This window comes from Legionella micdadei (assembly GCF_000953635.1).
In the GTDB taxonomy this organism is placed as follows: Bacteria; Pseudomonadota; Gammaproteobacteria; order Legionellales; family Legionellaceae; genus Tatlockia; species Tatlockia micdadei.
Window position 1 is genome coordinate 1,134,409 of the sequence record NZ_LN614830.1, and the last position, 23,130, is coordinate 1,157,538.

Genomic DNA, 23,130 nt, shown 5'->3' on the forward strand with positions numbered 1-23,130 from the left:
ATGAATTTGAATTATCAGGCCATGATTAACCAATTCAGCCAGATCATATGGCCGCTACCACGCATTAGTGGCCTATTTTTAACCATGCCACTTGTTTCTTCTGTGCTTGTACCTACACGGATAAGGATTGTTTTTGCTTTCACTGTAGCTTTTTTATGTGCCCCTTTTATAAACGAAAATCTCTCTTTTTTGCATTTTGACGGGGGGTATGTCGCTATTATTGTCCATGAGTTGTTGCTTGGTCTCTTAATGGGTTTTGTTTTGCAAGTGGTTTTTCAGGTTTTTGTACTAGGAGGCCAAGTGATTGCCATGCAAGCAGGACTTGGGTTTGCAACCATGGTTGATCCCGCTACCAAAGCATCTGTCCCTTTGGTGAGTCAGTTTTACTTAATGATGATTAGCCTGATCTTCCTTACCATTAACGGCCATTTAGCGGTGTTTGATGCTTTGTTAGGTAGTTTTCAGAAAATGCCGGTAGGAAAAATAAGTCTTGGCCTTGCTGCCATTGGATCGGTACTAGCGTTTTCGGGCTGGATGTTTAAAGAGGCAGTACTTGTAGCGTTGCCAGCAATATTATCTTTACTAATCGTCAACTTAGGTTTTGGGATAATGACAAGAGTGGCGCCCCAATTAAATATTTTCTCCATCGGCTTTTCCATCACACTAATGATGGGAATGGTTATTATCCGTATTAGTTTACCCGGAGTGGCTGCCCAAATTTCGGATAGTCTGGATCAAGGAATGCGGCTTATTATAGGAATTCTGCATTAAATGGCTGAAGAACAAGCACAAGAAAAGACTGAACAGCCTTCGCTTAAGCGGCTTAAAGAAGCAAGAGAAAAAGGACAGGTTGCACGCTCGAAAGATTTTAATGCGACCTTAATTTTATTGTCTTCTGGAGTGGCGCTTTTAATTTTTGGCAAGTATATCTCGACAAAGTTTATGTTGATGATGCGTCAAGCGTTTGACTTTGATAGCTCTATTTTAACGTTGCCAGTTTTAGGGATACATCAGCTCTACTACTTGGTAAAGCTTGGTTTTGGCGCGGTCATTCCCCTTTTCATGATGATACTAGTACTTTCTCTACTCGCTTCGTTATTAATAGGGGGGTGGGCTTTTAGTGTGGAGTCTTTGCAACCAAAGTTTTCCCGTTTAAGTTTATTGAAAGGCTTAAAGCGCATGATATCGCTTAAGGGCTTGGTGGAAATGATTAAGTCGCTGCTTAAATTTCTACTTGTTGCATCCATTGCTATTCTTGTTTTGAAAATGCAAATACCCGTGTTGCTTTCTTTAGCCGATTACCCTTTAGCAGGCGCTTTGGGCACAGGCATGGGCTTGGTGATCAAGTCATTTTTAATCATGAGTGCAAGTCTTATTCTCATAGCTGCTGTGGACGTACCGTTTCAATTGTATGAGCATAAAAAGCAATTAAAAATGACTAAACAAGAGGTAAAAGATGAATTTAAAGAAACTGAAGGTAAACCAGAGGTTAAAAGTTTAATTCGTCGCACTCAACAGGAAATTGCCAAGAGGAGGATGATGGCTGAAGTGCCCAAAGCGAATGTGGTACTCACTAACCCAACTCATTATGCGGTTGCTTTAAGATACCAGCAACATGGAAATCGTGCGCCAATCGTAGTGGCTAAAGGCAAGAATTTAATTGCCCTACAAATTAATCGCGTTGCGCTCTCCCATCGAATACCCATACTTTCAGTGCCTCCCTTAGCACGGGCGCTTTATTACTCAACCGATTTAAATGCGGAAATCCCGCGCGGGCTATACGTCGCAGTTGCCCAAGTCCTGGCTTATATTTTTCAGTTAAAAGATAAACAAAATTATCAAAGAAAGCCGGAAGTTTTGCAGAATCTACCAATACCCGATGAGCTAAAACGTGATGTTGAGGAGAATGTCTGATGGTGAATGTCAATGCGGTTTTCCATACACTACGTCAGTGGCTGCAACAAGGTTTAGGCACTCCGCTTGTGCTTATCGTTATGCTTAGCATGATGATGCTGCCTTTGCCGCCTTTTTTTTTAGACATTTGCTTTACTTTTAATATCGCTTTTTCATTGGTAGTTCTTCTTGCTGTAATTTACAGCGACAGGCCGCTCGATTTTGCTGTGTTTCCCACAGTTATTCTTATAGCAACTTTATTACGACTCGCTTTAAACGTGGCATCTACCCGCATTGTATTACTGAACGGTCACACCGGGACAGATGCTGCCGGGCAAGTCATTAAATCATTTGGGGAGGTGGTGATAGGGGGGAATTACACGGTTGGTCTGGTGGTGTTTATCATCCTTGTCGTCATTAACTTTGTTGTGGTCACTAAAGGTGCAGGGCGTGTGTCTGAAGTCAGTGCACGATTCACTTTAGATTCCTTGCCTGGCAAACAAATGGCAATCGATGCAGATCTGAATGCAGGTTTGATTAACCAGGAGCAGGCGATCCATCGTCGTGCAGAGGTTGCGCAAGAAGCTGATTTTTATGGCTCAATGGACGGTGCAAGCAAGTTCGTACGAGGCGATGCCATTGCCGGCATTTTAATTCTGCTCATCAATATTGTTGGCGGGTTGATTATTGGTGTGCTGCAACACAACATGGGATTAACCGAAGCGCTGCATAATTATATTTTACTGACTATTGGCGATGGCTTAGTCGCCCAAGTGCCTTCGCTTGTTTTATCTACTGCTGCGGCAATCATGGTCACTCGTGTTTCTAGTGCTCAAAATATGAGCAATGCAGTAGTGAAACAAGTTTTTGGTAATCCGCGTTCGTTGATCATTGCCGCTGGAATTATTGGCATTATCGGCCTGATTCCGGGTATGCCACACATCGCATTCCTGATTTTAGCAATAGGATTGGGTGGAATAGCCTACTTAATGATTAAACAAATTAAGCAAAAATCTAAAGCTGAAAAGCCAACAGAAGTGAGCTCCACAGCCATCAGCGAGCCCATTACCGCTGAATTATCTTGGGATGATGTAAATCCTGTCGATGTCATTGGTTTAGAGGTAGGGTATCGCCTAATTCCTCTCGTTGATAGTTCGCAAGGTGGAGTGCTGTTGGCACGAATAAAAGGAGTCCGTAAGAAAATATCCCAAGAATTAGGCTTTCTTATCCCGACAGTACACATCCGTGATAACTTGGATCTCAAACCGAATTATTACCGTATAAGTTTAGCCGGGGTGGTCATGGGGGAGGCGCCAATATTCAACGATAAATGGTTAGCAATTAATCCTGGCCAAGTATTTGGTGTTTTAGAGGGACAAGAAACAAAAGATCCTGCTTTTGGCTTGGATGCAGTTTGGATTAACGATAGCCAAAAGGAGAGGGCGCATACGTTTGGTTATACCGTGGTGGATGCCTCCACGGTGGTAGCGACTCATTTAAGTCAGATACTTGAGCAGAATAGCCATAAGCTCTTAGGGTACGAAGAGACTCAGCAATTATTGGATAAATTGGCAAGCACTTCGCCTAAACTCGTGAAAGAGCTTGTACCGGAAGCATTATCTTTAGGCGCGGTAAGTAAAGTCTTACAAGGTTTATTGGTTGAACACATTCCATTAACTGATATTCGCACTATCGTCGAAACTTTGGCGGAGTCTGCGTCAAAATCGAAGGATACCGATTATCTTATTAGCCAGGTTAGGATTGCCTTGTCGCGTTTAATCACGCAAAAAATTAGCGGTCTGAATGAGGAACTGCCAATTATTACCTTGAAACCCGAGTTGGAACAGTTATTGCAAAATACTATTCAAAACAATATCGGCCAGGGAGTGAGTTTTGAACCAGGAATGGCCGATAAATTACAGCATTCGTTGACGCAGCTTGCTGCTCAGCAGCAGGCAAAACAAGAGTTAGCGGTATTAGTTGTACAACCAAGTATACGAACTGTTTTGGCACGTTTTGTGCGTAATATTTCCAGTAACTTACATGTTTTATCGTATCAGGAAATTCCTGATAACAAACGAATAAGGATTATTGGTACAGTAGGATAGATGGAGTTTCTATGAAATTAAAACGTTTTGTTGCCCCGGATACACGTAGCGCAATGCAACAAATTAAAGCGACTTTTGGTCCTGACGCCGTTATCTTATCAAGCAGTCGTGTCGAAGGTGGCGTAGAGATAGTGGCTGCTGTTGATTTTGATGAGACTGTACTGGCGACCAGCACTGCTATTGCCACTGCTGAACCAATAACCAAAGCAACAGATACCCCAACTCCTTCATCCCCTTTGGATGATATGCGTCAAGAAATTCTTACCCTACGGGGTATGTTAGAAGCTCAATTACGTGGTTATGCAGGTCATGGTGAGCCTTTGCATACTGTATTAATGCAAAAGTTACTCAATCTAGGAGTAAGCCACACAACTGCTTCGTCTCTGGTCACCAAAATTAATCCAAGTCTTAACCAGCAAAGTGCTTGGCAGCAAGTGCTTACTCTTTTTTCCGATGCGCTGCCTATTCGCGATTCCCGGCGGATAGAAGAGGGGGGTATTTATGCTTTTGTGGGCCCAACAGGGGTTGGAAAAACAACCACGCTTGCCAAAATTGCAGCCCGCTTCGCTTTGCGATTTGGGGCAGATAAATTAGGTTTAGTGACGATGGACACTTACCGAATAGCAGCCCAAGAACAGTTGATGCTTTACGGTAAAATTCTTGGAGTACAAGTTTGCGTTGCACAGGATGAGGTCGCATTATCGCGAGTAATTCGCCAACTCAATGATAAAAAATTAATATTAATTGATACCGCAGGAATGAATCCTGCTGATGAAAGAGTGGAAATGCAGATGGACATCTTAAGCTCCCGATTGCACTCGATATCAATCGTTTTGGTTTTACAGGCGACTAATCATTATCAGGTGCTCATTGATGCGATTAGACGCTTTCATGTAGAACGCATTGAACAATGTATCGTCACAAAACTAGATGAATCGCTTGCTCTAGGAGGTATTTTAAGTGCCATTGCTGAAACGGGCATTGGAGTCAGTTATCTGACACACGGCCAACGTGTACCAGAGGATATTAAAATTGCTACCCGCCATCAGTTAATCGAGCAATTAACTAGCCAAGAGGTTACGCTTAACCAAATAAATGGTCAGGAACATAAGGCACCGCATGCTGTTGCAGGGAGGTTATATGTCGAAGGATAAGGAAGAGATGGTAGACCAAGCGGCCGGATTACGTCATTTATCCCGTTCAAAACCAGTTAAGGTGATTGCTGTAACTGCAGGAAAAGGAGGAGTGGGTAAAAGTAATGTCTCAGTTAACCTGGCTTTAGCTCTAGCCCAACGAGAAAAAAATGTGTTATTGCTTGATGCCGATTTAGGGTTAGCTAACATTGATGTCATGTTGGGATTACATGCCAAATATAATCTTTCCCATGTCGTTCAAGGCCTTTGTCATTTAAGTGACATTATCCTTACAGGACCTAACGGCATAAGAATAATTCCTGCTGCCTCAGGAACGGAATACATGACTCAATTAAGCTCGGTCGAACATGCCGGTATTATCGATGCTTTTAATGAATTAACGGATGATGTCGATTACATGATTATTGATACCGCAGCTGGTATTTCTGATACGGTGTTAAGTTTTGCACGATCATCTCAAGAATTGATTGTTATCGTTTGTGATGAACCCACATCACTTACTGATGCTTACGCGCTGATTAAAGTCATGTCCAAACGCTACGAGTGGAGCCATTTTCATATTCTTACCAATATGGTGAGAAGTACACGGGAAGGGAAAGAGCTTTTTAACAAATTATATCGGGTTGCAGAACAGTTTTTAGATGTTCGCCTCGACTATTTAGGGGCGATTCCTTTTGATGACAAAATCCATGAGGCAGTAAAAAAACAAAAACCTGTGCTTATTTCTTATCCGGAGTCAACAGCGGCAAAGTCATTTATACAATTAGCCGATACGGTGGAGGATTGGCCATATAAGCCATTATTAGGAGGTAATACAAGTTTTTTTATTGAACGGTTAGTCGCAGGAGAATATTGAAAAAAATGTTTGCCTTGGATTTGCTAAACTTAGAAGAGCTGCATTGATTTTCTGTAATTCTTTATTAAACAGGCTGAGTAACACTAAAAATGCAATTGGCAAAGGAAGTATTTTCCAAGGCAAGCGAAACGTACTAACTCAGAGTCCCTGAGTTGATGTTTAATCGAACGGTCGGATTTGGCGGGGTTTCTCGCAAGAGGCACGAAATACGACGTTCCTTGACAGGGGCTGAGTACAGCGAAAAGGAGAGAGTCGTGGATGCTTTGGCTGCCTACGGCAAAGTGAATCAACAAACTCAGGAGATGCTGGTTAAAACCCATGCGCTATTAGTCAAACGTATAGCACACCATCTGTTGGGGCGTTTGCCGCACTCCATACAGTTCGATGATCTTGTGCAAGCAGGAATGTTAGGATTGCTTGAAGCGGTGAGACATTACGATTCAACAAAAGGCGCCTCTTTCGAAACTTATGCAGGAATTCGTATTCGTGGCCACATGTTGGACGAAGTACGGCGTAATGATTGGGTTCCTCGCTCAGTCTACCGTAACGCACGCATGATTGCTGATGCTGTGAGGACAGTAGAAAATCGACTTGGCCGTGATGCTAAGGATCAGGAGGTTGCGGCTGAACTTGGTTTGGGTTTGGACGAATACTATGAAATGCTTAAGGACACGGCTGGCAGTCAACTTTATGGGTTTGATGATCTTGGTGTAACTGATGATATTTTAAAAATAGATGGGGAAGAATTCAGTGAACCTCAGCAGAATGTCTTAAGAGATGATATGGTTAATCATCTTTCGCAAGTCATAGAAAGCTTACCCAAAAATGAGCGTTTAGTGTTGTCTTTGTATTACGAACAAGATCTGAATTTAAAAGAAATTGGCGAAGTTTTGGGCGTGAGTGAATCGCGAGTGTCGCAAATTCATAGCCAAGCAATGCTTCGTATAAAATCTCGATTACCAGAGTGATGGGATAAAATTATGGATGGTTTGACCTTACTTGGTTTGATGACCGCTTTTTTAGCAATTATTTTTGGACAAATGCTTGAAGGTGGGGATATCCATTCTTTAATGAATTTACCCGCTCTATTCATTGTGGTGGGAGGGACTTTGGGGGCGGTGATGATCCAAACTCCACTGCACACGTTTTTACATGCTTTTAGGATCCTGCCGTGGATTTTTCGCCCGCCCAAGCAGCCTTATGAAAAAAGCCGAGAGCAATTAATTGAGATGGCACGAAAGTCAAGACAGTTTGGTTTACTCTCTTTGGAGGAACATCTTGAGAGAGAAAAAAATCCGCTGATGCGCCAGGGGCTTGAATTATTGGTGGTCGGAGTTGATAAACAAAACATAAGACAGGTATTAGAGTCTGAGATAGAACGCTGTGAAGACCAAGATTTACGCGCTGCACATGTTTTTGAAAGTATGGGCGGCTATAGTCCGACGATTGGTATCTTAGGGGCGGTTCTAGGGTTAATTCAGGTCATGCGGAATCTTGCCGAGCCTCATGAGCTAGGACATGGCATTGCAGTGGCTTTCGTTGCCACCATTTATGGCGTGGGTCTTGCCAATTTAGTTTTCCTACCTGTTGCAAACAAAATAAAGAGTTGCATTGCGAACAGGGCTCATCATGACGAGATGATCGTTGAGGGAATGGTTTCAATGGCAAGCGGGGAAAGTCCAAATATGCTAAACTTGAAATTAAATAATTACGGACAACGTCGCCAGGATGAGAGGAAGAAAAAGTAAGAACTCTGTTCCTCATGAGGATACCCATCGATGGATGGTCTCCTACGCGGATTTCATCACTCTCCTTTTTGCTTTTTTTGTGGTGATGTATGCGATTTCCTCGGTTAACGTTTCAAAATATAAATCACTTGCTGAAGGGATGCACTCCGCGTTTACTTCGAAAGGCGAGGGGCAGTCTGTGTCGAATGTTGCGCAGACAACAAAAGAACTAAAAAAAGCCGTGGAAAGTCCCATTAATGAAAAAGATCAATTCAATCAATTGATTAAGGCTCTATCGGATTTGCAAGACTCGGATTATCAAATGAACCCACGCGATGGTTGGGTTGAATTGGATATTAAGGCAGGTGCTTTGTTTGATAGCGGTAGTGCAGATTTAAGACCTATAGCGGTTGTAAAATTAATGAAATTGGCCTCAATCATTAAGAGTCTTCCCTATCCAATCGCGATTGAAGGGTATACTGACAACATGCCCATTGACACCGAGCAATATCCTTCCAACTGGGAATTGTCCTCTGCCAGGGCGGCTGCGGTCGCTCGTACTTTGACATCTTTTGGTGTGGATCAAAAACAAATGTCAGTAACAGGTTATGGTGAGCAATACCCTGTTGCCAGTAATGATACAGAAGAAGGCCGTGCCCTAAACAGACGGGTTAATGTCATCATCGCGAAAGATAAAGCCGTACCGCGGTTATTAGATCCTTCAATGAGTCTTACAAACAAAAATCCAAGTAATGAAGTGAAGGCTGGACAGACAGGGGTCTCAACTCCTGGAGCGACGAATACTGAATCAACCAATGTAAATAATAATAAGGAAATACCATGATTACTTTAGTAAGCGCAGGATTGCTGTTATCTTTCTTTTTTGTGAGAGCAATCCTCTCTTATCGTCGTGCTTTTATTCGCTTAACCCGCCAAGTGAAGGAAATTAAGGCAGAATTAGAACAGTATCAAATTAAGCACAATTTGCTAGTCAATGCGGATTTAGGATTCGCGAAACAGATTGCCGAAATTAATCGCCAACTTATCAGCATGGATAATCAACTGCAAGCTTTAGAAAATAAGCGTGATAACGATGGCGGATATCAGCATGCTTTACGCATACTGGAAATGGGAGGCAATAAAGATGAAATCATTGACAGTTGCCATTTATCAAATGCCGAAGCTGAATTACTCATGAACTTACACGCTTATCGTTCGGTGATAAAAAAACAAACAAGAACAGTCATTGAGTGAAGAACTAAGAGTAATGTTAACTTCTCCTAAAATTGAGAGTGTTCATCTAACTGTGTCACCTCATTGATTATCTAAGTCTCAGGTTCATACGGTCTTCAAAATAAATATGAAGCTGAGACGCGATAAGCGCCCAATTGTGCATGGGCTGACTCCATTTTTCCAGTACTTTTTGGCAGGCACAATAAATAAGCTTTATCAGTGCGTTTTCACTAGTGAAAGCGCCTTTGTTTTTGGTGTACTTGCGAATTTGGCGATGGAACCCCTCTACGATGTTCGTGGTGTAAATGATACGTCTTAGCTCTTCGGGGTATTTGAAGTATTGAGACAAAGCCTCCCAGTTATTATTCCATGACTTCATAACTGCTGGGTATTTCTTGCCCCATTTCTCCTCTAGTTCAAGCAAATGATGCTCAGCTAAATCTTTGCTAGAGGCCTTATACACAAGCTTTAAATCAGCCATGAATGCCTTTTGGTCTTTACTAACAACATACTTCAGGGAGTTTCGTATTTGGTGAACTACACATAGTTGGATTTCTGTTTTAGGAAAGACTTCAGCAATAGCTTCGGGAAAACCCTTAAGTCCATCGATACTCGCAATAAGAATATCTTCTACCCCTCGTGCTTTAAGGTCATTTAAGACACCAAGCCAAAACCGCGCGCCTTCAGTTTCTGACAAATAAAGCCCTAAAATATCTTTCTTGCCCTCAGGAGTAACGGCAAGGACCGTGTAAAATGCCTTACTTGTGACTTTGCCCTCAACACGTACTTTAAAATGCATCGCGTCTAAAAAGGCAATAGGATATATAGACTCTAAAGACCTATTGCGCCATTCGGTAATCATAGGCAACAATTTATCCGTGATGAGGCTTATTTTAGCTGAGGATACGTCTAGACCATACATTTCAGCCAGGTGCTCACTAATGGCTTCATAGCTCATACCTAGGGCATATAAGGCCAGCACTTTATTATCTAATGACTCATTCAATACTGTTTGGCGCTTCTTAACAATTTCAGGCTCAAAAAGTCCTTCTCTGTCCCGTGGAGTGTCTAATTCAAAAATACCAGTTGTAGATTTCATTAACTTGGATGTTTTGCCATTGCGACGATTGGTTAGGCCTGAATCATGACAATCAGAAATGTGAGCCTCCATTTCACCTTCTAAGGCTGCTTCAAGAAGCTCTTTGATCAGAGGAGTTAAGATACCGTCTTTACCAGTAAGGGACTGGCCAGACTTTAATTGCGTTAAGGCTTCAGACTTAAAATCATTGAAATCAAAATTGGATAAATCTATCTTTTTATTCTTACTCATGGGCACCTCTTTTAAGTGTTGAAATTATAACAAGTTAAAAGAGATGACACAGTTATTTAAACACTACCCTAAAATTCTGGCTCCTAGGCTACTGCGCTAATTATTTCTTCTCTCGCGATAGTTCCTGCTTCCCAAAAAATCTCTTTCGCGTTACAGGGAGATTTTTGTTCATCATCAAGAAAAATTTTTTAGCCTGACGGTTTGTCAAGGATTCAACATTTGCTACTTAGTTCAAATGTTGAATCAAACGGCTTAAACCAATCCCGCACTACAATCTCGGGACAGTAGAAAGAGGATTAGGGGCAGTCGGTTGCGATTCACTGACTTCTTCTTTTTTCGGAGGTGTGGCACCACTTTGACTTGCTTTTAAGCGTTCTTTAATATCTTGAGTAGGATTAGGCTTCGGATTAAGAAGCTTATCAATCATGGTGAGGCCTGCGGATAGTAATTTTTGGTTTTCCGGGGAAGCAGTGCTTTGATTTTTCATCATTGCAGCTTGAATTTGCTCAAGGCTGCCTGAATAAAGCTTACCATCACCACAAGAAAACTGGTACTGACCAGTGGGTTTTCCACTTGCATCCACTTCTGCACATAAGAATTTTCTTCCTTGTTGAGCTTGGTCAGTGAAAAATTTCATCATTTCTTCTTGACTGTGAAAGACCAAAGTTCCTTTTGCGTCTATTTCTCTATCGGGGAATTGTTTTTTATAGTCACCAATAAGATCATCGGTGTCCTTTTTCCATTCTTTTTTCGTTTTTTCATCAAGATGTTCAAAAACGCGATAGGCAATATGTTCAGGTGTTTTTTCTGTTTCAGGAGATTTCTTTTTGGCTTCTTCCTCTTCTTGTGCCGCTTTCGCTTCGATTGCACGTTTCTTCTCTTCTTCAACTAGACGCTGTGCTTCCTGTTCCTCTTGTGCTTTCTTTTTTGCTGCCTCTTCTTCTAAAGCCTTTTGCTTCCTCAGTTCTTCATCACGTTTGTCATAACTCATTTCAATCTCCGGTAATGATACAACTGTCTTCTCTATTTCTATAGTATAGCAAGACGGTTTCAACTTAGAGTTCTATTATATATTGAGGAAAAGGGGAAAAATTTTAAATTTTCGAAAATGATCGAATAATTTTCATTTTAATGATTAAAAAATGAACATATATTAGAAATCGATGTGCGAAAGAGGTCATTCTATTGGCCAGCTTTTCGCTTTCACGATACAATAACAGTTTTGATTAAAAATTTTAATTAGGATATTCATGTTAGAAGTAAATCAAATTACTCTTGATTTGGCGGATTTAGATGAGCGAATTCATGCGCTTCGGGGGTATCTTTGACTTTGATGGTAAGCGCGAACGTTTAGAAGAGGTCATACGCGAGTTAGAGTCGCCTGAAATCTGGAATAATCCTGAGCAAGCACAAGCTTTGGGACGCGAACGGGCACAACTGGAAGCAGTTGTAAATCAATTAGAAGTGTTAAGCCAGGGCATTACTGATTTAAATGAGCTTTTTGAGTTAGCTCGTGCAGAAGAGGATGAAAGTGCCATTCATGATGTGGCTGCTGAGGTTACGGCGATTGAACAAAAAGTTGCTGGGCTTGAATTCAGGCGTATGTTTTCCGGTAAAATGGACAATTGCAACGCTTATTTAGACATCCAAGCCGGTTCAGGGGGGACAGAAGCACAAGATTGGGCCGAGATGTTATTGCGTATGTATTTACGCTGGGGTGAGCACCATGGCTTTGCGACTGAATTAGTTGAATGCTCCGCAGGTGAAGTTGCTGGAATTAAAAGTGCCACGATTCATTTCAGTGGTGAGTACGCCTATGGTTGGTTACGCACTGAAACAGGTGTTCACCGGTTGGTAAGAAAATCACCTTTTGATTCCGGAAATCGTCGTCACACGTCGTTCGCTGCGGTGTTTGTTTCTCCAGAAGTCGATGATGACATTGAGATTGAAATCAACCCGGCAGATTTACGTATTGATACTTATCGTGCCTCCGGAGCTGGCGGCCAGCATGTTAACCGTACTGATTCTGCTGTGCGAATTACTCATGTGCCCAGTGGAATCGTTGTCCAGTGCCAAACTGATCGAAGCCAACATAAGAATAAAGATCAGGCAATGAAACAACTGCGTGCGAAGTTATACGAAATGGAAATGCAAAAAAAGAACGCAGCACAACAAGCGCTTGAAGCCTCTAAGTCAGATATTGGCTGGGGTTCGCAGATTCGATCCTATGTATTAGATCAGTCACGGGTGAAAGATCTACGCACGAGTGTTGAGACTTCGAATACACAAGCGGTTTTAGATGGCGATTTAGATCAATTTATTGTTGCAAGTTTGAAAGCGGGAGTTGGGGTAGTATGATAGAAGAACAGCATTTAGACGAGAGTGAAGTTTACCAAATTCGTAAGCAAAAATTAGCGGATTTGCGTTCTAAGGGATTTAATTTCCCCAATAAATTTCGCCGTCAATATTTGGCAGCTAACCTGCAAAATCAGTATGCAGGAATCGATAAAGAAGCTTTAGCAGCGCAAAGAGTGAAAGTTGCTGTCGCAGGACGTATCGTTTTACGCCGTATTATGGGGAAAGCTAGCTTTTTCCATATTCAAGATGTTTCAGGGCGGATCCAAGTGTATGTGCGCCAGAATGACTTGCCCGAAGTCTATGAGGAATTTAAGCATTGGGATCTTGGCGATATCGTCGGTGTAAAAGGTGAGTTGTTTATAACCAATACTGGAGAATTGACTGTAAACGCAGAGGATATCGAGCTATTAACTAAGTCTTTACGCCCTTTGCCTGACAAGTTTCACGGTTTGGCTGACCAGGAAATGCGCTATCGCAAGCGCTATGTTGATTTAATAGCGAACGAAGAAAGCCGACAAACGTTCCTTTTACGCTCGAAACTAATCAAGGCGTTCCGCCAATTCATGGATAATCATCAGTTTTTAGAAGTAGAAACGCCAATGATGCATCCGATCCCTGGGGGAGCGGTCGCCCGACCTTTCATCACTTACCATAACACACTGGATATGGAGATGTTTTTACGTATTGCTCCGGAGTTGTATCTGAAGCGTTTAGTGGTGGGTGGTTTTGAACGCGTTTATGAAATTAACCGTAATTTTCGCAATGAAGGGCTTTCTACTCGTCATAATCCCGAATTTACTATGGTGGAATTTTATCAAGCTTACGCGGATTACAATGACTTAATGGATTTTACTGAACAGTTGCTTCATTATCTTTGTGATGTTGTATTGGGTAAGCGGCAAATCGAATTTCAAGAGCACACTATCGATTTCGGTAAACCATTCGCACGCATGACTGTAAAAGAAGCTATTCTTCACTACAACCCGCAACTTAAAGCTGAACAGATTGAAACGGTGGAAGGTTGTAGAGCTTTACTCGATCAATTCGGGTTTGATTATAAGGACAGTGATGGGTTGGGCAAATTACAAATGATCCTATTTGACGAAAAGGTCGAACATCAGCTGATCCAACCCACCTTTATCACGGCGTATCCAACAGAGGTTTCGCCTCTTGCCCGCCGCAATGATAACGATCCGGAAGTCACTGACCGGTTTGAGTTTTTTATTGCTGGACGAGAAATTGCTAATGGATTTTCTGAGCTCAATGACGCTCAAGATCAAGCTGAGCGTTTCTTAAAGCAAGTCGAAGAAAAAAATGCTGGCGATTTGGAAGCAATGCATTTTGACAGTGATTTCATCCAGGCTCTGGAGTACGGTATGCCGCCAACGGCAGGTGAAGGGATAGGCATTGATCGACTGGTTATGTTATTTACAAACTCACCGTCAATCCGTGATGTTATCCTGTTTCCGCATATGCGTCCGCAGGATAGTAATCCGTAGAAGTTACAATCAACCGGATGGTTGGGACGAACCGTAGTTGCCATTTTTCTTTATTCCTACGTCCCGTGGGCTTACCGCGGGATCCGGAATGTTTACCATCACGGGATCCCGCACGGTCTCAAGACGTCAAGAGAGGAATTATTAACGCTCTGATTCTCAAGCGATAAGCTGAGATTATGCTTTTTTACTCATCGCGCTTTTTATAGCACCAACAATAGCCGTTAAAATAGCACCACCCACCGCGCTGGAACCGACATTGCCGAGAAGTGAGCCCATTGTCATGTTGCCTAAACCTAACGTATTTAAAACGCCAACAGCCATGGTGATGTAAGAACCCGCTGCTCCTCCAATTGCTCCGGCAATCGAGTTACCGATTGCACCAAGGCTTTTATCTTTCCAAGCAGCCCCAAGAATATTACCGCCAACTCCTCCACTGATTAAGCTAATCAACAAACTGACTAGATCCATTCCTAACTCCTTTTAGTTTCATCGAATTACAAGCTAGCACAAGCAAATTTCTGTCGTCAACATCAAGGTAGGAGAAATGAGTTAGATCGCCTGACTATCGAATCTTATTCGCATCCAGGGAAGGCCAACTATTCGACTCCCACAGAGCTTTATGAGTTTTTGGATTAAGTAGCCACTAAACTTAAGATTAGGCTATATTCATATAGATAAGGCGGCGACTAACTGATTAGGGAATTTTATCATGCTCACAAAAAAGGAAATTCTGTCTATTAGCTATCTATTACTACTGTTTACCTTTTATCCAGCGTATAGCAGCACAAGTACTGAAAATTACCAACGAGGTTTATTAATTATTGATAAAGAACTTCTCAATACTGCCAAGTCTGCTGGAGTAAGCACTTCCAACATTTCCATTGGGTGGAGTATAGACAATTCAGGCGATTTTATTGCCGATATAAAATGCAATGACTCCTCTCGATGCAAAAAATCTGAAATGATAGTTAAATTCTCAAAAGAAGAAATTTCAGCTGCTCTTTCTAATCAATCTTCTGGGCAGGAGATAAACAATAAATTTATGCCAATGTTTAAGAATACTGAAAATAATGGTTCATGATATTAATCACTTAGCTAAATGAATCAAATAAAACCCGAAGCGAATTTATGTTCTAAATTGCTGTATTTGTTCATAGAGCTCAATAGGTAATTTTTCCATACATTTTTTTGGGGATATTCGATTGGCAGTAAAAAAGCCACACATATTGAGCAGCGATGGAGGTGGCATTTTAAATCCCAGTTTTCTGTAGATATTCGCGTCTACTCTGCTACACGTTGGATTTAATCCTTTACCTGAACAACCATTGATTAAAATGATATGTTCAGAGTCCGGAAAACGCGTCTGAATAGCCTGACGTTGCTCTAATGCTATCCATTGTAACTCGTAAAGCCCAAAACGAACAGATTCAATATCGAATGGAATTGCAGTAAAAAGAGTTGTCAGTTCTTCGGCTGTTTTTGATCCAAGATTATTCCAGCTCAAATCGAGATCAGTTACCCCAGAATTTTTTAATGCGCCTAAAATAATTACCAGTTCCTCTATTGTTTTCCCCCAAAGTTCACAGTAACTTAAATCAAGATGGGTTATCCCTGAGTTTTTTAAGGTACTTAAAATGGTTGCCAGTTCTTCCGCTGTTTTCCCCAAAAATTCTTTATTGCATAAATGAAGATGGGTTATGCCAGAGTGTTTGAGAGTATCGAAAATGGTTATTATCTCGGGCGTGGTTTTTTTACTGAGGGAATTATCGCCCAAATTTAAATGAGTTATACCTGACTTTTTTAGGGCGTCAAGGATAGTTATTATCTCTTCCACGGTTTTTAAATTCCAAAGATCATTACCGGTCCATTTAATATAGGTAATGCCTGATTGTTTCAGAGTACTGAAAATGGTTGTTAATTCTTGTGCCGTTTTTTTTCCAAGATAATTAAAGCTTAAATCAAGATGGGTTACGCCTGAATTTTTGAGAGCATCTAAAATAATTATGAGCTCTTCAACTGTTTTTTCTTCAAGGTTATTGCCGGTCAAATTGAGATCAGTTACCCCGGAGTTTTTTAAAGCTCCTAAAATGATTACCAGATCATTTGTTGTTCGTTTTCCAAGTTTATTCCAACTTAAATTAAGGTGGGTTATTCCGGAGTCTTTCAGATTAGACAAGATGGCCACAATCTCTTCTGCTGTTTTTTTTTCAAAGCCGCTTGAACGCATATCAAGCTCTGCTACTCCAGAGTTTTTCAGCTCCTTAATTTTATGGATTAGTTTATCGTTGTTTTTATTTCCTATTTTGAATCGTTGGTACATTCATGTTCCCTTGAATATAGCTAATGCTTAAAAATATGAAATTAGTTTAAAATACTTAAAATATGAATTCCGATTTAGATAATCTTTGCAGGAGGGTGTTTAAAAAACGCGCATCATTGGTTAGGTGCATCAGACGAAAACCAATAGAGTTGGAATACTGGGGTTTATCAAAAATACTTTGAGCTTCTTCGTTAGCGCAGCCAAGCAAATGTTCACTCTGCAAGCCCGCATTTGGGCTTGCCGAACAGGAAAACTAAACTCGTAATTAATCCTCATCATCCCAGCTTAATGTACCGCCAGCTTGGTATTCAATGACTCGAGTTTCAAAGAAATTTTTCTCTTTTTTCAAATCCATCATTTCACTCATCCAAGGGAACGGGTTTTCCGCACCTGGGTATTGCTCGGGTAGGCCAATCTGGCTAAAGCGGCGGTTGGCAATAAAGTGTAGGTATCCCTCAAACATTTCTGCGTTCATGCCTAAAATACCATGTGGCATGGTGTCTCTAGCGTATTGATACTCTAATTCAACCCCTTCCTTAATCATTTGAATCATTTCTTCTTTAAAAGCAGGGGTCCAAAGATGAGGGTTTTCGATTTTGATTTGGTTAATCACATCGATGCCAAAATTCATGTGCATGGATTCGTCACGTAAAATGTATTGGAATTGCTCAGAAGTGCCTACCATTTTGTTACGTCTTCCCATGGAAAGAATTTGTGTGAACCCTACATAGAAGAAGATGCCCTCAAAAACGACGTAGAAAGCGATTAAGTCACGCAATAAGCGCTGATCATTTTCAGGAGTTCCTGTATGAAAGTTGGGATCGCTCAGACTTTGGGTAAAGGGTAGAGCCCAAGCCGCTTTATTAGCAACGGCGGGAATTTCCCTGTACATGTTAAAGACTGCGGCTTCATCAAGCCCTAAACTTTCAATAACATATTGGTAAGCATGGGTATGTAAAGCTTCCTCGAACGCTTGACGTAGAAGGTACTGACGGCATTCAGGATTAGTAATATGACGATAAACGGCTAAGACTAAATTATTTGCAACTAATGAGTCAGCAGTTGAGAAAAAGCCTAAGTTGCGCATAACAATAAGACGTTCATCAGCCGTTAAGCCATTAGGATCTTTCCATAAAGCCACGTCGGCACTCATGTTAATTTCATTAGGCATCCAATGGTTAGCACAGCCGATTAAATATTTGTCCCAAGCCCATTTGTATTTAAATGGTACTAATTGATTTAAATCGGCACGGCAATTGATGATTTGCTTATCATCAACATGAATACGGCTTGCACCCATTTCTATGGCTTCTAAGCCTGTTAAACCTGAAAACTCAGGTGCTTTGGTTTGTTGTCCACTAGTAGCACTAGACATTTATTTTCTCCTCATTATTGGCATGCTTCGCAATCAGGGTCAAGAATGGAGCACACTTTAGGCTCTTCAATTTTAACTGCGTTAAGCGCGCCATCGGTAACAGTCGATTTCTCAGCATTACTAGCCCCTAAGCTACGTAAATAATAGGTTGTTTTTAAACCGCGTATCCACGCATGCTTATACAGCTGATCTAATTTTTTACCGGATGGTTTTGCCATGTAAATATTAAGTGACTGAGCTTGGTCGATCCATTTCTGTCGGCGAGAGGCTGCTTCAACCAACCATATCGGATCAATTTCAAACGCAGTGGCATAACGGGCTTTTAATTCAGCAGGAATACGGCTGATTGGTTGCACACTGCCATTGAAGTATTTTAAGTCATTAACCATCACCTCATCCCAAAGGTTGAGCGCTTTTAAATCAGCCACCAAATAAGGATTAACCACAGTGAATTCGCCTGATAAGTTCGACTTCACGTATAAGTTTTGATAGGTCGGTTCAATGGATTGGGATACACCGCAAATGTTCGAAATGGTTGCTGTCGGTGCTATTGCCATTACATTAGAGTTGCGCATACCTTGAGTGCGAACTTTAACACGTAAGCTCTCCCAGTCTAGGCGCTGTGAGCGATCTTGCTCGAGGTATTTATCCCGGGTTTGCTGTAACAAATTGATAGAATCGATAGGTAGAATACCTTTACTCCATAATGAACCTTCATAGCTTGAATAACTACCTCGTTCTTTGGCTAATTCACAAGACGCTTCGATAGCATAATAGCTGATTAATTCCATCGACTCATCGGCAAATTCAATGGCTTCCTTAGAAGTATAATCGAGTTTAAGCATGTAAAGCGCGTCTTGGAATCCCATCAGTCCTAAACCGACTGGTCGGTGTTTTAGGTTTGAATTACGTGCTTGTGGCACTGAATAGTAGTTAATATCGATGACGTTATCGAGCATGCGAATCGCGGTGCGGACAGTGCTTCTTAACATTTCCCGATCAATTTTACCATTCCGGATATGCGCCGGTAGATTGACGCTACCTAAGTTACAAACAGCAATCTCATCTTCTGAGGTATTCAACGTAATCTCTGTACAGAGATTAGAGCTATGAATAACTCCCACATGCTGCTGGGGTGAACGCAAGTTACAAGGATCTTTAAAGGTAATCCAGGGATGGCCGGTTTCAAACAACATGGAAAGCATGCGTCGCCATAGCTTGAGGGCAGATAAGGTTTTAACATTTCTAATTTGACCCTGGCGTGCTTTTTCCTCATAAGCAATATACAACGTCTCAAATTCTTTGCCGTATTGATCATGTAAATCCGGTACTTCATCGGGAGAAAATAATGTCCATTCACCTTCTTCATGAACGCGTTTCATGAAAAGATCAGGAATCCACAGTGCTGTATTCATATCATGAGTACGTCTGCGATCATCTCCTGTGTTTTTACGGAGTTCGAGGAATTCTTCCACGTCGCGATGCCAGCATTCGAGGTATGCACAAACAGCACCTTTACGTTTACCGCCTTGGTTAACAGCCACGGCAGTGGCATCAGCCACATTTAAGAAAGGTACAACTCCTTGTGATTTGCCATTAGTACCTTTGATGTGTGCACCCATGGCGCGTACGGGTGTCCAGTCATTACCTAATCCACCCGCAAATTTGGACAACAAGGCATTATCCTTAATCGCACTATAAATGCCATCCAGATCATCAGGTACAGTGGTTAAGTAGCAGCTTGATAACTGCGGCCTTACAGTTCCTGAGTTAAAGAGAGTAGGGGTGGAAGACATATAATCAAAAGAAGAGAGGAGCAGATAGAACTCAATTGCCCTGTCTTCACGATTTTGTTCACGAATAGCAAGCCCCATCGCCACACGCATAAAGAAGGCTTGTGGTAATTCGTAACGCACCCCAAATTCATGAAGAAAATAGCGATCGTAGAGGGTCTGCAAACTTAAGTAGGTAAACATCATATCCCGTTCAGGTAACAATGCTTTAGCAAGTTTATCTAAATCAAATTCACCTAGGCGGTGATCGAGTAAACCTTGGGCTATACCGTGTGCAATATAAGCTTTAAAGTAAGTAGGGTAGAGTGCGGCCATCTCGTCAAAGGTCGCTTCAGTTTGTATTTTTAACTTGCTTAATGCTTCTGAACGCAGATTATCTAGCAACAGGCGCGCACTGACATAAGTGTAGTTAGGCTCCTTTTCGACCATGGTGCGCGCAGACATGATCAATGCTTTATGAACGTCTTCAAGTTTGGCTTGGTTATAGAGGTTACGAAGTGCGTCTTTAATAACAGGTTCTGCTGTGACGTTTTCCAATTCACGGCAAGCCTCAGCAACAATTGTACTCACGCGATCCATATCAAGAGGCGCCAGTTCGCCATTGGGCATGGTAATGAGTAGGGTTTTGGAATCGCTTGCTTGTTGTTTTAAACTGGCCTCGCGTGCTTTGCGATGCTCTTCTCGATAAAGTACGTAAGCGCGCGCAATTTTGTACTCGCCATTTCGCATTAACGCAAGTTCGACTTGGTCTTGAATGTCTTCAATATGGATGGTGCCTCCACTTGGAAGCCGACGCTTAAACGTTTGCGTGATTTGTTGGGTGATTTCCTCAACCCGCTGATGGATACGATTGGAGGCAGCCGCATTACCACCTTCTTCCGCAATAAATGCTTTAGTAATGGCAACTTTAATTTTGCTGTCATCATAGGAGACAACTTTGCCATTACGCTTAATGGTTTTCAATGAACCTGGGGCGTTAGCGGTCAATTCCAGTTGACTTGTTTGCGATACATCTTTTACCGGCTCTAGAATCTCAGACATATTTTCTCCACGGAAGGTGTTGTTGTTATAGCCTCATTTCATTCCATGAAAGGAGGAGGTAATACCAAAACAGATAGTTCTATATCTTAAGTATAGCTGATTAAAAACACAATATATTGTAGTTAAAAAGTTTTTAATCCTATATATTGTGTTTTTAAGTTCAGGTCAAGGGAATAAATTTGGGAAAACCTGTGGATAATTTGTGGAGTTTAATTTTCTAAAATTTTAAGGGGGCTGCCTACCTACGAGGTCTAACAATCACCGCATCGCTGACATTGGAAAAACCATGAACTTCGAGCTGAAAAGAACCTACATTGGCGCGTAACTGACTTGAACTACCCCCATCAAGATTAAGGGCATTTTCACAACTTAGAGGCTGGGCTTTCATAATTTGTGCAAGTTCGGTGGTCGATAAAGGTAAATTATCAGTGACTAAAATGATAACGTGGCCATCATGGGTAATGCATAAAGCTGAGCGCTCTGCCCTTCCTGGCTTTAGAGGTGGGATACGATTGTTAATTAGCAATCGTGGGCCGCTTTGGATGGCAAAATCAATTTGGCTGCTAGGATGATATTGACTGATATTGGTTAAATAAGCCCTTTGATTTTTAATATAAAAAATTCCCCACCAACTGATATGTTTAGGAGGACTATGTTGATGGTTATTATAAATCCTAAGGCCAAGGGGTTTGTAATTATTATCAAAGAAGCCGCCATTAATCGCTAACAATGCGTTACTGTGTTGTGCATACTCGTCAACAGAAGCATGATCGCGAGATAAATCTTTAGCCGAGATGAGTGATAATTCATTCTCTTTTAAATCAATGCGAAAGGCATGAATATGTGACCAAGGGGTTAGGAAATTACCATCAAGATCTTGATACTCGATGCCCGGCGCAAGAGTTCGCCAGTCATCCGAGCAGTGGGCATAAGTCGCTAAAAGCAATAAGGAAGAAGTCATTAAAATTTGGAAGACTCGGGTCAGCCATTTTAAAGAAACAATGGTTTGCCTGGGCATATTAATCTTGTATCCTTATAACAAACTTGATAGCGGCAGAACCACCATGCAAACATTACCGGAAAATAACAATAGAGTAGTAGTTAAGTCAACCCGAAAATTAGCTGAATTAATGCAAGATGTTTTAGCTCGAGCACATGCCAAAGGGGCAACAGATGCAATGGTTTCTGTAAATCATGACAGCGGATATTCGGTTGATGTACGGATGGGCGAAGTTGAAACAGTGGCTTTTAGCGAAGATAAAGGGGTGAGCTTAGTTGTTTATATCGGCCATCGGAAAGGGGGGGCGAGCAGTACCGATACTTCGTCAGCGGCTTTGGATACTTTGGTGAATGCAGCGATCGATATTGCACGAGTTAGCGCTGAAGATCCTTGCTTTGGCTTAGCTGATCGCGAATTAATGACTAACCGTTACCCTGATCTGGATCTTTTTCACCCCTGGGATATTGAGCCGCCACAAGCCATAGAGCAGGCTTTAGCTTGTGAAGCCCACGCGTTGTCTTTGGATAAACGCATTACTAATTCAGACGGTGTTAATTTTTCAACTTACGAGTTTTGTAATGGATTTGCCAATACCTACGGAGGAGAAGGCATCATTCAAAGCACCCGACACAGCATAAGCTGTTCCTTGGTTGCGAAAAAAGGGAAATCCATGCAACGAGATTATGACTACACCACCGCGAGAAATCCTAATCAACTAGCCGCATTGGAATTGCTTGCGAAAACAGCTGTTGAAAGAACAACAAGCCGTTTGGGTGCTAAAAAAATAAAAACGCAAAAAGTGCCTGTATTATTTTCCTCACGTATTTCCAGTAGTCTTTTTTCCAGTTTTATTGGTGCAATTAATGGCGCAAATTTATATCGCAAAAATTCGTTTTTATTGGATTCGATCGGACAGCAAGTCTTTCCCCAAGGATTTAAAATTTATGAACAACCTTATCTTTTAGGGGGGTTAGGGAGTTCACCTTTCGATGGCGAGGGAGTCCCAACACGAAATAATGTTTTTGTCGAAGATGGCATCATCCGTCAATATGTTTTAGGCAGTTACTCAGCTCGTCGCTTAGGATTAAAAACAACTGCTAATAGTGGTGGGGTCCATAATCTAACAATTGATCCCACGGCTGGCGATTTACCAGAATTAATAAAAAAAATGGACAAAGGTTTATTAGTCACCGAATTAATGGGGCAGGGTGTAAATGGTTTGACCGGCGATTATTCCCGTGGGGCAGCAGGATTTTGGATTGAGAACGGCAAAATTCAATACCCGGTTGAAGAAATAACTATCGCAAGTAATTTAAAGGAGATGTTTAAGATTATCGCTGCAGTGGGGAATGATATTAATCCTAACATTTCGACACGTTGTGGCTCAGTGTTGATCGAAGAAATGATGGTTGCGGGTCATTAATAGGTCGGTTATTGGTTAAA

20 protein-coding genes are annotated in these 23,130 nt (G+C 41.6%); 13 read left to right on the forward strand and 7 right to left on the reverse strand.

The window, feature by feature from the left end:
* The 9 genes from fliR to LMI_RS05125 all read left to right on the forward strand — a co-directional run bounded on the left by fliR (position 1) and on the right by LMI_RS05125 (position 8,992).
* Positions 1–771, forward strand: coding sequence for a flagellar biosynthetic protein FliR (gene fliR / locus LMI_RS05085; RefSeq protein WP_045098829.1), 771 nt, complete (start codon positions 1–3; stop codon positions 769–771).
* On the forward strand, positions 772–1,914 hold the full coding sequence (gene flhB / locus LMI_RS05090) for a flagellar biosynthesis protein FlhB (RefSeq protein WP_045098830.1): 1,143 nt from the start codon (positions 772–774) through the stop codon (positions 1,912–1,914). It begins immediately after the preceding gene.
* Entirely contained in the window at positions 1,914–4,001 is a 2,088-nt protein-coding gene (gene flhA / locus LMI_RS05095) for a flagellar biosynthesis protein FlhA (protein WP_045098831.1), read from the forward strand. Before flhB ends, flhA begins: the two co-directional genes overlap by 1 nt.
* Positions 4,002–4,012: 11 nt before the next feature.
* Entirely contained in the window at positions 4,013–5,155 is a 1,143-nt protein-coding gene (flhF, locus tag LMI_RS05100) for a flagellar biosynthesis GTPase FlhF (protein ID WP_045098832.1), read from the forward strand.
* A complete protein-coding gene (locus LMI_RS05105) occupies positions 5,142–6,011 on the forward strand; it encodes a MinD/ParA family protein (protein WP_045098833.1) in 870 nt (289 codons plus the stop codon). Before flhF ends, LMI_RS05105 begins: the two co-directional genes overlap by 14 nt.
* 254 nt (positions 6,012–6,265) lie before the next feature.
* On the forward strand, positions 6,266–6,979 hold the full coding sequence (locus LMI_RS05110) for an RNA polymerase sigma factor FliA (protein WP_045098834.1): 714 nt from the start codon (positions 6,266–6,268) through the stop codon (positions 6,977–6,979).
* A gap of 12 nt (positions 6,980–6,991) precedes the next feature.
* Positions 6,992–7,759 carry a flagellar motor protein gene (locus LMI_RS05115; protein ID WP_045098835.1) on the forward strand — a complete coding sequence of 256 codons (768 nt, stop codon included), beginning with the start codon at positions 6,992–6,994 and terminating at the stop codon, positions 7,757–7,759.
* A complete protein-coding gene (locus tag LMI_RS05120) occupies positions 7,740–8,582 on the forward strand; it encodes an OmpA family protein (RefSeq protein WP_074454245.1) in 843 nt (280 codons plus the stop codon). Before LMI_RS05115 ends, LMI_RS05120 begins: the two co-directional genes overlap by 20 nt.
* Positions 8,582–8,992 carry a DUF2802 domain-containing protein gene (locus LMI_RS05125; RefSeq protein ID WP_416419603.1) on the forward strand — a complete coding sequence of 137 codons (411 nt, stop codon included), beginning with the start codon at positions 8,582–8,584 and terminating at the stop codon, positions 8,990–8,992. The genes LMI_RS05120 and LMI_RS05125 overlap by 1 nt, the downstream gene beginning before the upstream one ends.
* 67 nt (positions 8,993–9,059) lie before the next feature.
* On the opposite strand, the gene LMI_RS05130 is transcribed toward LMI_RS05125, so the two are convergent.
* Together LMI_RS05130 and LMI_RS05135 are read right to left on the reverse strand one after the other, a co-directional pair.
* Positions 9,060–10,301, reverse strand: a complete 1,242-nt coding sequence (locus LMI_RS05130; protein WP_045098241.1) for an IS256 family transposase — start codon at positions 10,299–10,301, stop codon at positions 9,060–9,062.
* A 268-nt stretch (positions 10,302–10,569) separates the two neighbouring features.
* Positions 10,570–11,292, reverse strand: coding sequence for a hypothetical protein (locus LMI_RS05135; protein WP_045098837.1), 723 nt, complete (start codon positions 11,290–11,292; stop codon positions 10,570–10,572).
* Between the two features lie 259 nt (positions 11,293–11,551).
* On the opposite strand from LMI_RS05135, the gene prfB reads away from it, so the two are divergent.
* Positions 11,552–12,659, forward strand: a protein-coding gene (gene prfB, locus LMI_RS05140; protein WP_102010545.1) for a peptide chain release factor 2 whose coding sequence is annotated in 2 segments (ribosomal slippage) — positions 11,552–11,626 and positions 11,628–12,659 — 1,107 coding nt in all. Because the reading frame shifts where the segments join, the coding sequence is not laid out codon by codon here.
* Complete coding sequence (gene lysS / locus LMI_RS05145; protein WP_045098838.1) at positions 12,656–14,158, forward strand: lysine--tRNA ligase; 1,503 nt, start codon at positions 12,656–12,658, stop codon at positions 14,156–14,158. The genes prfB and lysS overlap by 4 nt, the downstream gene beginning before the upstream one ends.
* Before the next feature lie 174 nt (positions 14,159–14,332).
* On the opposite strand, the gene LMI_RS05150 is transcribed toward lysS, so the two are convergent.
* The gene (locus tag LMI_RS05150) at positions 14,333–14,626 is read right to left on the reverse strand and encodes a hypothetical protein (RefSeq protein WP_045098839.1); all 294 of its coding nucleotides are present in this window, start codon (positions 14,624–14,626) and stop codon (positions 14,333–14,335) included.
* A gap of 241 nt (positions 14,627–14,867) precedes the next feature.
* On the opposite strand from LMI_RS05150, the gene LMI_RS05155 reads away from it, so the two are divergent.
* A complete protein-coding gene (locus LMI_RS05155) occupies positions 14,868–15,239 on the forward strand; it encodes a hypothetical protein (protein ID WP_045098840.1) in 372 nt (123 codons plus the stop codon).
* A 45-nt stretch (positions 15,240–15,284) separates the two neighbouring features.
* On the opposite strand, the gene LMI_RS05160 is transcribed toward LMI_RS05155, so the two are convergent.
* From LMI_RS05160 to LMI_RS05175, 4 genes are all read right to left on the reverse strand, one after another.
* The gene (locus tag LMI_RS05160) at positions 15,285–16,478 is read right to left on the reverse strand and encodes a leucine-rich repeat domain-containing protein (RefSeq protein WP_052679459.1); all 1,194 of its coding nucleotides are present in this window, start codon (positions 16,476–16,478) and stop codon (positions 15,285–15,287) included.
* Positions 16,479–16,743: 265 nt separating this feature from the next.
* Positions 16,744–17,853, reverse strand: coding sequence for a ribonucleotide-diphosphate reductase subunit beta (locus LMI_RS05165; RefSeq protein WP_045098841.1), 1,110 nt, complete (start codon positions 17,851–17,853; stop codon positions 16,744–16,746).
* 14 nt (positions 17,854–17,867) lie between these two features.
* Positions 17,868–20,687, reverse strand: coding sequence for a ribonucleoside-diphosphate reductase subunit alpha (locus tag LMI_RS05170; protein WP_045098842.1), 2,820 nt, complete (start codon positions 20,685–20,687; stop codon positions 17,868–17,870).
* Between the two features lie 238 nt (positions 20,688–20,925).
* Complete coding sequence (locus LMI_RS05175; RefSeq protein ID WP_052679460.1) at positions 20,926–21,705, reverse strand: phosphodiester glycosidase family protein; 780 nt, start codon at positions 21,703–21,705, stop codon at positions 20,926–20,928.
* 46 nt (positions 21,706–21,751) lie between these two features.
* On the opposite strand from LMI_RS05175, the gene pmbA reads away from it, so the two are divergent.
* A complete protein-coding gene (pmbA, locus tag LMI_RS05180; RefSeq protein WP_045098843.1) occupies positions 21,752–23,110 on the forward strand; it encodes a metalloprotease PmbA in 1,359 nt (452 codons plus the stop codon).
* The last annotated feature ends 20 nt before the right edge of the window (positions 23,111–23,130 follow it).